We start from the raw sequence: 13198 nt of genomic DNA on the forward strand, positions 1-13198 counted from the left end.
CGGCGTACCGGGCGCTGGGGTCAGAGTTCCTTGGCGATGATGCCTCGCTCGGTCAGCACGGCGAGGATGCGATCCACGGCGCCTTCCGGCGTCAGCTTGCTGGTCTCGATATGGATGTCCGGCTTGCTTGGCACCTCATAAGGCGAGTCGATGCCGGTGAAGTTTTTCAGCTCGCCGCGACGAACTTTCTTGTACAGGCCCTTGGGATCTCGCTCTTCAGCGATGGCCAGCGGCGTATCGACAAAAATCTCGATGAACTCGCCTTCCTGCAGCAGGCCACGCGCCATTTCGCGTTCGGAACGGAACGGCGAAATGAAGGCGGTCAGCACAATCATCCCGGCATCTACAAACAACTTGGACACCTCGGCCACCCGGCGGATGTTTTCCACGCGGTCGGCATCGGTAAAGCCCAGGTCGCGGTTCAGGCCGTGGCGCACGTTGTCGCCATCGAGCAAGTAAGTGTGCCGGCCCCGGGCGTACAGTCGGGTTTCGAGCAGGTTGGCGATGGCCGATTTACCCGCGCCCGACAAACCGGTGAACCACAGCAACACCGGTTGCTGGCCCATCTGTTCGGCGCGGGCCTTCTTGTTCACATCCACATGCTGCATGTGGATGTTCTGCGACCGGCGCAGGGAGAACTCGATCAGGCCTGCGCCAACGGTGGCGTTGGTCAGGCGGTCGATGAGGATGAAGCTGCCGGTTTCGCGGTTGGACTTGTAGGCATCGAAAGCGATCGGCTGGCTGGTGAACAGGTTGCATACGCCAATTTCGTTCAACGCCAGTTCCTTTGCCGCCAAGTGCTCCATGGTGTTGACGTTGATCTTGTACTTGGGCACCGCCAAGGTGACCGGCAGCGTCTTGCCGCCGATCTTCATCAAGTAGGGGCGACCGGCGAGCATGGCCTGTTCGTGCATCCAGATCAGGTTGACCTGGAATTGATCGGCCACGCTGGCCGGGTCTTCTGCGGTGGACAACACATCGCCGCGGCTGCAATCGACTTCGTCGGTCAGGGTCAGGGTGATGGACTGCCCGGCGACGGCTTGTTGCAGGTCACCGTCGAGGGTGACAATGCGAGAGATCCGACTCTCTTGTCCTGCCGGTAACACACGTACCCGGTCACCGGGATGAATGACGCCGCTGGCGATGGTGCCTGTGAAACCGCGGAAATCCAGGTTGGGACGGTTCACCCACTGCACCGGCATGCGAAACGACAGTTTCTGCTGGTGCGCTTCGTCGATCTCGACGGTTTCCAGATAGCCCATCAGCGTGGTGCCGCGGTACCACGGCATGTGCTCGCTCTGCGCGGTGATGTTTTCACCTCGCAGCGCCGACATGGGGATGGCGGTGACATCTTCAAGATTGATCTGCCTGGCGAAGGCGCGGTAGTCATCGACGATGGCGTTGAAGACTTTCTCCGAGTAGTCCATCAAGTCCATCTTGTTGACGGCAAGGACCACCTTGCGTATGCCGATCAGCGATGCCAGATAGCTGTGACGCCGGGATTGAGTCAGTACGCCGCGTCGGGCGTCGATCATCACTACGGCCACGTCGGCCGTGGAGGCACCGGTCACCATGTTGCGGGTGTACTGCTCGTGGCCAGGGGTGTCGGCAACGATGAACTTGCGCAGGTCTGTCGAGAAAAAGCGGTAGGCCACATCGATGGTGATGCCTTGTTCGCGCTCAGCGGCCAGGCCGTCCACCAACAGCGCGAAGTCCAGTTCGCCGCCTTGGGTGCCGTCTTTTTTCGAGTCGGCCTCCAGTGCTTCCATCTGGTCTTCGAAGAGCATTTTCGAATCGTAAAGCAGGCGCCCGATCAGGGTACTTTTGCCATCGTCCACGCTGCCGCAGGTAATGAAGCGCAGCAGGCTCTTGTGCTCGTGGGCCTTGAGGTATTGCCCGATATCCTCGGCAATCAGTTCAGATACGTGTGCCATTAGAAATACCCCTCTTGTTTTTTCTTCTCCATCGATGCGGACGAGTCATGGTCGATCATTCGGCCCTGGCGCTCGGACGTGCGGGTCAGCAGCATTTCTTGAATGATCTTGGGCAGCGTGTCGGCGTCAGATTCGACGGCACCGGTGAGCGGGTAGCAGCCCAGGGTGCGAAAGCGCACGTTGCGAATCATCGGTACTTCACCCGGGTTGAGCGGCATACGTGCGTCATCGACCATGATCAGCATCCCGTCACGCTCGACTACCGGGCGCGGCGCAGCGAAATACAGCGGTACGATCGGGATGTTTTCCAGGTAGATGTATTGCCAGATGTCCAGCTCGGTCCAGTTGGACAGAGGGAATACGCGGATCGACTCGCCTTTGTGTTTTCGCGTGTTGTACAGGTGCCAGAGCTCCGGACGCTGGTTCTTCGGGTCCCAGCGGTGCTGGTCCGAGCGGAAGGAGAAAATCCGTTCTTTGGCGCGGGATTTTTCCTCGTCGCGACGTGCACCGCCGAAGGCCGCGTCGAAACCGTAGTGGTCCAGCGCCTGTTTCAGGCCCTCGGTCTTCATGATGTCGGTGTGGATCTGCGATCCGTGCTTGAAAGGGCTGATGCCCATTTCAATGCCTTCGGGGTTGATGTGGGTCAGCAGGTCCACGTTCAGCTTGGTCACCATCTGATCGCGGAAGCGATACATCTCCTGAAACTTCCAGGTGGTGTCGACATGCAGCAAAGGGAAGGGCGGCTTGGCCGGGTAGAAGGCTTTCATGGCCAAGTGCAGCATGACCGCGCTGTCCTTGCCGATGGAATAGAGCATGACCGGGTTGTCGGATTCGGCGACAACCTCGCGCATTGCCTGGATGCTTTCCGCTTCCAGTCGCTGCAGGTGGGTAAGCGTCATAGATTTTCCTCTCGCTTTTTGTTGTTGTCGTTTTTCAACGTACAACTGCTGCGATTCGGACTTATGCGCGACTTGATGTTTTAACATCAGGCGCAACATCTGCAGCATCGGGTCGCCGGGCAGGGGGGGGGCGAGCGCGGCTGGCTTGTTGCCTGGCACGACGTGATCGCTGACGCGTGCGGCTTGCTGACTGATCTGGGTCGCCAGTTCGCGGGCGCCGCAGAGCATTGCGCTGGCTTCCGGCAGGTGGAACAGGTGCAGCCTTTCAGCGCGTTCGCCCGCCCAGGTAATGAAGGTCGCGGCGCGTTGCCAATGCATGCCCGAGAGCAGGGCAAACACTTTGCGTTCCGACGAGCGATACAGGCGGTCGAAGAACTCTTCCAGGTGGGGCGCGCGCAGCCCGTCTTCGTAAGGGAACCAGAGCACCTTCCCGCGATTGCTGACGGCGCGCAGAACTCCGTAACTGAGCTTGCCCAAGTCGTTGCGCGCACCGTAGTCATCGATCCAGTGGATTTCGCCGTTCTGCGCACGGGATTGCTCGAGAATGTCCCGGTAGGTGCTGCGGTACCAGCGCTGCACGGCCAGCGAAGCATTTGCCACGCGCTTGGCCGGGCGCTCGGCATTCAGCTGCCAGCGTTGCAAATAGTGGGCGGCAGTGCGTTCTGGCAAGTCGATATCGTGCAAACGCTTGACCAGTGCCTGCATCGCTTCCAATTGCCAAAGCAGGAACGGTAACTGGTGCCGTTCCGGCGGGGTGCTGACCAACAACAGGTAGATGTTCCGTTCCTGTTCGGCCGAGAGACTGCGGCCTTCACCTTGCTTGCGCCCGCGCTCGCGCACGGGCACGGCTTTCCAGCCACCGGTTTGCCACGCCTTGTAGGCAGAGATGATGGTCGGCGACGAGAGTCCTGTGTCCTGGTTGATGGCTTTGAGCGTGCTCCCGGCGATGCGCATCTGCACGGCCCGCAGGCGGAGCTTGTTGATCTGTACAACCGATAACTGATTGCCGTGGGGCACAGGAACTCCTGTTAAACATCCATTTGCTGAGTGGTGATGAGGTGGATGCCTGTACTGTTCCCGGATCAAGAAAACGGCGCATAGGCCGTTTGGACCATACGAAGAATAAAAACAGGAGAAATCTCATGAACCAGTCAATGACTGTTCTGCTTGAAGACGTCATCGGCATCGCGCGCGCAGCGGGCGAACTGGTGTCGGAGGTGTACCGCACCGATTTCGAGGTACGCGGGAAGCTCGATACCTCGCCTGTGACCGAGGCTGACGAGCGAGCCGAGACGTTGATACTTCAAGCTTTGGCGGCACGCACGCCGCAGATTCCGGTGATTTCCGAAGAAGCTGCCGCTGCCGGCCTGGTGCCCGAAGTGGGTGAGTGCTTCTGGCTGGTGGACCCGCTGGACGGGACCAAGGAGTTCATCAATCGTAATGGCGAGTTCACCGTCAATATCGCCCTGATCGATAACGGCGAACCGGTACTGGGGGTGGTTTTTGCGCCTGCGCTGCAGCGGCTGTTCGCGGGTGCCCGCGGTTGCGGCGCCTTTATCGAACAGGCAGGAAAACGCGAGGTCATTCAATGCCGGACGGTATCGGAGGAGGGACTGGACGTGGTCGCCAGCCGCTCCCATGGCGATGCCGAGGCGTTGGACAAATTTCTCGACGGGCGCAAGGTGCGCTCACTGAAAAGCGCGGGCTCATCGCTGAAGATCTGCCTGGTGGCTACGGGCGAAGCGGACCTCTATCCGCGTCTGGGCCGAACCATGGAGTGGGATATCGCGGCGGGTCACGCGGTGCTGGTCGCCGCCGGCGGGCAGATTTTCACACTGGCCGGTGATGCACTGGGTTATGGCAAACCCGGTCTGGACAACCCGCATTTCTATGCGCGCGGTCTTTAGTCCTTAACCCGTACGTGGACCTTGCGACTGGTGTCACCTCAGTATTGGCGGCAGTACTGAGGAACCCCTCACCGTGGCCTGGTGGATGTGCGCAAGCCACGGTACCGAACGACTTGCCTGATGCGCCCCTAGCTCGCGCTGATGTTGCCGCAGAAAAGAGGGCGGCTACCGTCCGCCGGGCTGGTGCGAACGAGCAAGACATAGTCACCCTTGGTCAGTTCGCTCAGCGCCACCGGCGCCTGGGCCCACTGCTGGGTACGGGGGGCCATCGATGGATAATCGACGCTGTTGGCCTGATGGGTCTTGTACACCGGTTGTGCGCTCAACTGCTGACACGAGCCAGAGTAGATGGCAGTAACGAGTCGGCCAGGGACAGCCAGGTCGTGAGGGACACCACCGACGGTGAGCCAGATGCTGGTTTGGTTGCCCACCGGGCTGAGGGTGGCTCGAGCGATATGCTCGGCGTTTTGCGGGGTAGCATTGAGGGGGACATCGACAATCCCGGTTCTGCTTGCGCAACCTGAAATCGTCCCGACCATCACTACCAACGCCAGCCAAGATTTTCTGTTCATTACAGAACTCCTGATTTGAAGTGCGTTGATTTCATGTCCCCCTTTGAAGTCTAGTGGCCTGCGCTGGGCGCGGGATCTAGCTGATGGGCGGTCGTCCTCGATTATGAAAAGCGCTGCAGTTATGAATTTATTGAAACAGTTGCATGGCTGGCCCGCCTGTAACGAGCCAACCGTCTCGATCCGTTATCGAATCAATGGCACGCCACTGAGCGTTTGCAAGTCCTCAAAGCTGATATCAGCGACGATCTCCAGGACCTTCAAGCCTTCCGCGGTGACGTCCAGAATAGCCAGGTCGGTATAAATCCGAGTCACGCAGCCAATGCCGGTCAGCGGGTAGGTGCATTGCGGCACCAATTTGCTTTCGCCCGTCTTGGTCAGGTGATCCATCATGACGAACACCTGGCGCGCGCCTGTCGCGAGGTCCATCGCGCCGCCCACCGCCGGAATGGAACCTTCGGCGCCAGTGTGCCAGTTGGCAAGGTCGCCGTTGACCGAGACCTGGAAGGCGCCAAGCACGGCAATATCGATGTGCCCGCCGCGCATCATCGAGAACGAATCGGCGTGGTGAAAATAGGCGCCACCGGGCAGTAGCGTCACGTGCTGTTTGCCCGCGTTGATCAGGTCATCGTCTTCTTCACCCGGCGCAGGACTCGGGCCCATGCCCAGTACACCGTTTTCACTGTGCAGGAACACTTCCTTGTCACCCAGGTAGTTGGCCACTAGCGTGGGTACGCCAATGCCCAGGTTCACGTAAGAGCCTTCGAGAATATCGTCGGCCACGCGTTGGGCCATTTCGCTACGCGATAGTTTTTTCATAACAGTCATGGCGGGCCTCAGTTGACGTTGGCTTTCGTGAGAGGGGCACGTGTCACTTTGACCACGCGCTGAACGAAGATCCCCGGGGTAATAATGTGTTCGGGGTCCAGGTCTCCCAACTCGACGATCTGATTGACCTGGGCGATTGTCGTTGTCGCCGCCATCGCCATGATGGGTCCAAAATTACGCGCGGCTTTGCGATAGGTGAGGTTGCCCCAGCGATCGCCCTTTTCGGCCTTGATCAGTGCGACATCGGCGCGCAACGGCATTTCCAGCACATAGTTGCGACCGTCGATCACCCGGGTTTCCTTGCCTTCGGCCAGCAACGTGCCATATCCGGTGGGCGAATAAAACGCACCGATCCCAGAGCCTGCGGCGCGGATACGCTCGGCCAGATTGCCTTGTGGCACGACTTCAAGCTGGACCTTTCCGGCCAGGTAGAGTTCGTCGAATACATAGGAATCGGATTGGCGTGGAAACGAACAGATGACCTTGGCAACGCGCCCGGCCTTGAGCAATGCGGCCAGACCGATCTCACCGTTGCCGGCATTGTTGCTGATGATGGTCAGCTCGCGAGCGCCGGAAGCAATGACACCATCTACCAACTCTGACGGCATCCCGGCAGTGCCGAAGCCACCCACCATGATGACCGAACCATCGGCAATGCCGTCTAGTGCAGCAGCGACGGACTCAAATGTTTTGTTGATCAAGACGTACTCCCGTTTTTATGTTGGCTGAACAGAATGATCCGATGGAAAAAACGACTGGATCATCGTGACGGCTAAGATGTGCATAGCGTGCCAAACAATGGGGCAGGGAGGGTGTCCCGACATGTGATGTCGTGCGATTAGCGAACGAAACCGTAAGTCATTGAGCGGGTACAGGCGCTGGATGAACCGGTCCGGGCTTGTCTATAGCCCTAAGTCAGCTCGGAACCCGGCGTGGGATAAAGTTCGTCAAGCACCTTCATCAGCGCCTGTTTGCGAGGGTTTTCCAGGCCAAGCCAAGCCACGCCGATTCCAGCGCCGCTCATGGGCAGCGCCAGTGGTCGTGTCACAACGCCGACGGGCAGCGCCGATGCGGCGCCACTTGGCAAAATACCCACGCCCAGGCCCGCGGCCACCAACGCCAACTGGGTGGTGAACTCGCCCATTTCCCGGGCAATCGTCAGGGTCACTTTGCGTCGGTGAAAACCTGCCAGCATCTGGTCGTACAAACCGGGGGCGAACTTGCGGGCCAGCACTAACATCGGACACCCGGCCAGGTCCTGAGGCTTTATACGACGCTGGGTACACAGTGGGTGATCTTGCGGCAGCGCTACCCCCAGTGATTCTTCGAAGAGCAGGCGCGTGTGCACGCCAGGCATATTCAAGGGCAGGCGTACCAAGCCAAAATCCAGAGCGTTGTCCAGCAAGGCCCGGGCCTGTGGTAGCGAAGGCATGTCCTTGAGTTCCAGTTCGATACGTGGATAACGCTCCTCCAGCGTACGCACGAGCACCGGTAACAAGTGCGACAGCGTTGAAGACACAAAGGCCAGGCGCAACACCCCGACCTCTCCGGCCGCTGCCTGCTGTAACACCTCACGGGCGCGACCGGCCTGGCGCAGGGTTGCGAGCGCCTCGGGGAGAAACAGCGCGCCTTCCTCGGTCAATTCGACCCGGTGCCGGTCACGCTCGAACAACGTTGCTCCGACATCTTCCTCCAGGGCCCGTATCTGTGCACTCAAGGCCGGCTGAACAATGTGCAGCCGGGCTGCCGCACGACCAAAGTGCAGCTCTTCGGCCAAGGTTGTAAACGCCCTGAGATGTTTGAGCTCCACTGAATTCTCCCTATTCGCTACGGCGTATTGGTGATCACGAACAGTGATCACGGCATCACCATAAACGATTGGCACGACAGGGCGGTAGCGCTTGAAAGTGGCGTCATTGCCCTATTCATAAAGCCAACCCCGGGAGACAAACATGATCGACAACTTTCGCCTGGACCGGCGTCGAGCGCTGATCACAGGCTCAGTACGCGGCATTGGTCTGGCCCTGGCTCGCGGGCTCGCACAAGCCGGCGCTCAGGTCGTGCTCAATGGCCGCGACACCGGACGCGCCCAAAGTGCCTGCGCGCTATTACGCGATGAGGGCCTGGATGCGGATTACTCGGTGTTCGATGTGAGCGACCACCAGGCCGTCGTCACCGCCATTGATGTTCTGGAAAGCCGTCTGGGTCCAATAGACATCCTGATCAACAACGCCGGGTTGCAGCATCGCCAGGCGCTTCAGGATGTCAGTGCGCAAGACTGGCGCCGGCTGATGAGCACCAACCTCGATGGGGTATTCAATGTGTCCAAGGCTGTGGCCCGACACATGATTGCTCGCCGACGCGGCAAGATCATCAACATCGGTTCAGTGCAAAGCGAGCTGGCCCGCCGCTCTATCGCACCCTACGCCGCCAGCAAGGGCGCTGTGCGCATGCTCACCCGTGGCATGTGTGCCGACTGGGCCGGTCATGGCCTGCAGATCAACGCCCTGGCCCCCGGCTATTTTCGTACTGAGCTTAACCAGGCGCTGGTCGACGACCCGGCTTTCTCCGACTGGCTGGTGCAGCGTACTCCCGCCGGTCGCTGGGGCAGGGTGGAGGAGCTGTGCGGCGCGGCAGTTTTCCTCGCGTCGTCGGCCTCCGACTTCGTTAATGGCCAGACTCTTTTCGTCGATGGTGGCTTGACCAGCGTCGTCTAACTCTCGTGAAGGACACCCACATGCCTCAATCCCTGCCCATCCTCTGCGGCTCAATCATGGGTTCGCCGTTCTCGCTCTCCGCAAAGATCCATAACGCCGCCTACGCGGCCTTGGGCCTGGACTACACCTTTGTCTGTTTTGGCGTCGAAGATCCGGTTGCCGCCGTGGCGGCGATTCGCACACTCGGCGTGCGCGGCATGAACGTCTCCATGCCTTACAAAACCGAGGTGATGCCTTATCTGGACAGGGTCGACGAATCGGCCCGGGTCATTGGCGCTGTCAATACCATCAACAACGTCGACGGAGTATTGACCGGCTACAACACCGATTACCTCGGCGCGATACGTGCCCTGCGAGAAGTCACCGAATTGAGTCACAAGCGTATCGCCGTGATCGGTGCCGGCGGCGCTGCGCGTGCGGTGGTCTACGGCTGCCTGCAAGAAGCGGCCGAAGTCACGGTGTTCAACCGCAGTATCGAGCGCGGTGCCGCCCTGGCCGAGGATCTGGGTGCCCGGTGGGGGGGCAGCGTCGTGGCGTTCACGGCCGAGGCCTTCGATATCGTCATCAATGCGACCTCCGCAGGTTTCAAACAGCCAGACTGCAACCCATTGGACGGCCGCCTGGCCAGCCACCTGATTGTTATGGATGTGGCGTTCATGCCGGTGCAGACCGCCCTGCTGTTGCAGGCCAAAGCGCTGGGTTGCACCACCGTGAACGGCACTCGCATGTTGGTGCACCAGGCTTGTCGGCAGATTGAGTTGTACACCGCAAGGGATGCGCCCATCGACATCATGGAGCAGGCCATGCTCCAGGAAATACAGCGGCTCAAATTGTAAACAACCCAATTACCCGTCAATAAAAAGATGCCAGAAAGGCACCTGGAGGTTCCGCGATGACTCTCGATCATTCTCCATCCGACGTTTCTTCGATCCCTGATGCGCGCGAGCGCAAGAAAGATCTGCACCGCGCAGCCTGGTCCTGCTCCCTGGGCAGTGCCCTGGAATACTACGATTTCGCGCTGTACACCTTGGCCTCTGCGCTGATCTTCGGGCCGCTGTTCTTTCCAGAACAAACCCGCGCCATGAGCCTGATCGCCAGTTTCGGCACCTACTTCCTGGGCTTTGCGATACGGCCGTTGGGCGGGGTACTGTTCGGCATGATCGGTGACCGCGTCGGGCGCAAGTTCGTGCTGGCGTCGACGGTGCTGTTGATGGGCATTTCCAGCACGCTAATGGGTGCATTGCCGACGTTCCATCAGGTTGGCTATCTCGCACCGGTATTACTGGTGGTCCTGCGTCTGCTCCAGGGGTTGGGCGCTGGTGCCGAACAGGCCGGTGCTGCGGTGATGATGACCGAGTACGCTCCGGAGGGGCAGCGCGGTTTCTACGCCGCTTTACCGTTCCTCGGCATCCAGTTGGGCACCATCCTCGCGGCGCTGGTGTATTTCCTGGTGGTCAACGGCAATGCCAACGTCATCGAGAGCGGGATGTGGCGTTTGCCGTTTTTCAGCAGTGTTGTGATCGTTGCGCTGGGCTTGTATATGCGTCTGTCACTCAAGGAGTCGCCGACCTTTATGCGTCTCAAGGCGCTCAAGCGCGTATGCGTTAACCCGCTCAAAAGTGCCATGGAACACTCCAAACCCACCTTGCTGATCGGCATCGGCCTGCGACTGGCGGAAAACGGTGGCTCCTCGATCTACCAGGCCCTGGCTGTCAGTTACATCGTGGGTGTAGTCGGTCTGCAAGGGCCGGTGGGGGTGCTGACCCTGATCTGCGCGGCAAGCCTCGGCGCGATGACGGTGCCGATTGCGGGCAAGCTCAGTGATCGCTTTGGCCGCGTGGTGGTTTATCGCGCCTTCGCGCTGCTGCAGCTGGCACTGGCCTTCCCGGTATGGTGGATACTGAGTCTTGGTAACGTGGTGACGAGCATCATTGCCATCTCCATCGCACTGGGCATCGGTACCTGGGGCATGTTCGGTACCCAGGCGGCGCTAATGCCTGAGCTGTTCGGGGCGCGTCACCGCTACATGGGCGTGTCGATTGCCCGGGAAGCGTCGGCCGTGATCGCAGGTGGCATTGCACCGATGATCGGTGCCGGCATCATCGCGTTGGTGGTGGCGAGCCACGACGGCGACGCCAGCTCCGGTGTCAAAGCCTGGCTGCCGATTGCCTGCTACCTGACGCTGCTCACGCTGATCACCCTGTACACCACGCTCAAGACCCCGGAAACACTTAACCGCGACCTGGACGAAGCCCGTGATGCCTGGGAAATAGCCAGTGCCGGGACAGCGATACCTGTCCAGTCCGGAACCCGCCATCGCACACGAACAGCGTGACGGGTGCCTTGGAGCATTCAACTGTGCATGTGCGAGGTTAGCGAACCCATCCTTGGCATCGGGTTGGGTTGTACCGGGGTTAGAGGAGGATGAACCGTAGTGAACGTCCTCCTCGGGACCTTCCCGTGTAACCGCTGAGAATCAATGAGTGGCGAGCGGATGACCTTCCACCGCATCGATTTGAGGGCGAATAATGATCAGCCCGGCTGAGGCAATGACCAGTGGAATGATCAGCGCCGAGTAGTAGCCAGCGGGCCCACCGTGTTCAAGAAACCAGCCACCGCTTGCCGATCCGATAATGGCCCCGACCCGCCCCAGTGCAATAGCCCAGCCTGTTGCCGTTGCACGCAGGGCAGTGGGGTAGGCTTGGGCAACCATGTAGTTCAATACTATTTGCTGACCTCCGATGCCTACACCTGCGCAGCCGGCCAGGATGAACACCAGCGTCCAATTGGTGCCACTGTTAGCCAGTCCCCAGCAAAGCGCGATCCCGAACAGGAACAGGATAAGCAGCAAAAGACGCGTGTTGATCTTCGGCAAGATGATAGACAGTGGTATGGCACACGCAACAAACACTGCATTGACCGCGACAGTACCCATTGGCGCCTGTTCTGCGGGTAATCCGGTCGCTTTAAGAACAGTGGGCAGCCAGGATAGAAACATAAACCAGGCAACCCAGTTAAACAGGTAGACCGTCCATATCCCCAGGGTATTACGAGCCAGGCCGCCATTGAACAACGAAGCCACCCTGGTTTTGACTTCCGTCTCAGGAACGCTGTAAGTGGCGTCGGGAGTTGTTTGGATTTTGGTGATGCTGACGATAATTCGCGCAATCTTTTGACGGCTGATATTTGATTGATTCCTCGCTAAAAAATACAGCGACTCAGGCAACGCGAACACCAATATCCCCACCAGCGCCAGCGGCACAATACCGCCAACAGCAAAAATACCTTGCCAGCCGATCGAGGGCAGCATTTTTGCCGCCAACAATCCCCCCAGAATGGCGCCCGCAGGCAATCCAAGCAAAACAGTGGTCATGATTGTGCCGCGATGTTTGGCGCTGCCGTACTCGGCCGCAAGCGACAGAACCACGGGAGTTGCGCCGCCCATTCCAAGTCCCGCGATAAACCGCAAAATCAGAATCTGCTCGGTAGTCTGCGCAAATGCGGTGGCTAAGGAGGCCACACCAAATAAGGTGACCGACCCGATAATTGTCGGTCGCCGACCACATTTGTCGCCCAACAGTCCCAATGTCATTGCTCCGAGCACCATGCCGACAATACCGGCGGTGAGAATCGGTGCCAATGCACCTGCGCCCAGTCCGAAAAACTGAATGATTGAGGGACCTGTGAATGCAATGGCTTGAGTATCAAAGCCGTCGAGTATGGCGACGAAAAAGCAGAGGCCAAATACTTTCCATTGAAATGCGCTGATTCGAGTGCCGTCGAGAAGCTTGGGAATCGAACAATGAGTACTCATAATTGCTCCATTAAAAGGCATTTTTATTTTTTATGCGTACGCATAGCCTTACGGATCACAGGCTAAGTTCGAAACTTAACGGGGTCTAATATCATTTGAGTGGTGTTTGATACCTAGAAGGTATGAACGGCTGCTGCATTATAAATTTCATGTCGCCCTCAAACGCCAGTGGCCCTGATAACCCCACTGCTTTGCAAGGCAGGACAACTTCTCGTAACCGAATGGCAACGAACGGACGTGCCGAGGGGCAGGGGGGTAAGGCAGTGGTCGATGTCGAAATTGAAAAGCTTTTACGTCAGCAGTTGCTTGACCTGTTTTTATGCGACTTCTGAGGGGACGAGACCGGCCATGCTCTGATACGAGATGCAGGACAACACGCAAGCAGCATCACGACGCTGTTGATGAGCAATTGGGTAGTGAGGGAGAGAATCAGCACTAATCACGCCGGTCATTTATCGAGCAATACAGTTTCTTGTGACTTGGATTCATAAGTGCAAAGAACGGTGCTCACTAATCGCTGCGTATGGAAG

The 13198-nt window shown here is 58.9% G+C and carries 11 protein-coding genes; 4 read left to right on the plus strand and 7 right to left on the minus strand.

All coding sequences use genetic code 11. The features are described from left to right. Nucleotides 1-20: 20 nt before the first annotated feature. Nucleotides 21-1934 carry a sulfate adenylyltransferase subunit CysN gene (gene cysN / locus JQF37_RS02985; RefSeq protein ID WP_130204376.1) on the minus strand — a complete coding sequence of 638 codons (1914 nt, stop codon included), beginning with the start codon at nt 1932-1934 and terminating at the stop codon, nt 21-23. Next, nucleotides 1934-3787 (minus strand): sulfate adenylyltransferase subunit CysD, encoded by a 1854-nt coding sequence (cysD, locus tag JQF37_RS31775; protein WP_321197469.1) that lies wholly within the window; start codon nt 3785-3787, stop codon nt 1934-1936. Before cysD ends, cysN begins: the two co-directional genes overlap by 1 nt. A gap of 188 nt (nt 3788-3975) precedes the next feature. On the opposite strand from cysD, the gene cysQ reads away from it, so the two are divergent. Continuing rightward, nucleotides 3976-4740, plus strand: a complete 765-nt coding sequence (gene cysQ, locus JQF37_RS02995; protein ID WP_130204378.1) for a 3'(2'),5'-bisphosphate nucleotidase CysQ — start codon at nt 3976-3978, stop codon at nt 4738-4740. Nucleotides 4741-4868: 128 nt separating this feature from the next. Here the strand turns inward: cysQ and JQF37_RS03000 are convergent, their stop codons facing one another. The 4 genes from JQF37_RS03000 to JQF37_RS03015 form a co-directional block, all read right to left on the minus strand. Beyond that, nucleotides 4869-5312, minus strand: coding sequence for a hypothetical protein (locus JQF37_RS03000; RefSeq protein ID WP_130204379.1), 444 nt, complete (start codon nt 5310-5312; stop codon nt 4869-4871). Nucleotides 5313-5495: 183 nt separating this feature from the next. Further along, nucleotides 5496-6137 (minus strand): 3-oxoacid CoA-transferase subunit B, encoded by a 642-nt coding sequence (locus tag JQF37_RS03005; protein ID WP_047529126.1) that lies wholly within the window; start codon nt 6135-6137, stop codon nt 5496-5498. Nucleotides 6138-6145: 8 nt separating this feature from the next. Beyond that, nucleotides 6146-6838: a 3-oxoacid CoA-transferase subunit A gene (locus JQF37_RS03010; RefSeq protein ID WP_130204380.1), complete on the minus strand. Its 693-nt coding sequence runs from the start codon at nt 6836-6838 to the stop codon at nt 6146-6148. Nucleotides 6839-7047: 209 nt separating this feature from the next. Beyond that, entirely contained in the window at nt 7048-7947 is a 900-nt protein-coding gene (locus JQF37_RS03015) for a LysR substrate-binding domain-containing protein (RefSeq protein ID WP_130204381.1), read from the minus strand. Nucleotides 7948-8089: 142 nt separating this feature from the next. Here JQF37_RS03015 and JQF37_RS03020 point away from each other — a divergent pair, with 142 nt between their 5' ends. Genes JQF37_RS03020 through JQF37_RS03030 form a run of 3 tightly spaced genes read left to right on the plus strand, consistent with a single transcriptional unit; the run spans nt 8090 to nt 11189 of the window. Then, a complete protein-coding gene (locus tag JQF37_RS03020; protein ID WP_130204382.1) occupies nt 8090-8854 on the plus strand; it encodes an SDR family oxidoreductase in 765 nt (254 codons plus the stop codon). Between the two features lie 20 nt (nt 8855-8874). After that, nucleotides 8875-9690: a shikimate dehydrogenase gene (gene aroE / locus JQF37_RS03025; RefSeq protein ID WP_130204383.1), complete on the plus strand. Its 816-nt coding sequence runs from the start codon at nt 8875-8877 to the stop codon at nt 9688-9690. Nucleotides 9691-9746: 56 nt separating this feature from the next. Beyond that, the gene (locus tag JQF37_RS03030; protein ID WP_130204384.1) at nt 9747-11189 is read left to right on the plus strand and encodes an MFS transporter; all 1443 of its coding nucleotides are present in this window, start codon (nt 9747-9749) and stop codon (nt 11187-11189) included. A 141-nt stretch (nt 11190-11330) separates the two neighbouring features. On the opposite strand, the gene JQF37_RS03035 is transcribed toward JQF37_RS03030, so the two are convergent. After that, on the minus strand, nt 11331-12668 hold the full coding sequence (locus JQF37_RS03035; protein ID WP_130204385.1) for an MFS transporter: 1338 nt from the start codon (nt 12666-12668) through the stop codon (nt 11331-11333). Nucleotides 12669-13198 lie beyond the last annotated feature (530 nt).

Origin of the sequence: Pseudomonas sp. MIL9, from assembly GCF_016887925.1 — a bacterium.
Classification (GTDB): domain Bacteria; phylum Pseudomonadota; class Gammaproteobacteria; order Pseudomonadales; family Pseudomonadaceae; genus Aquipseudomonas; species Aquipseudomonas mohnii.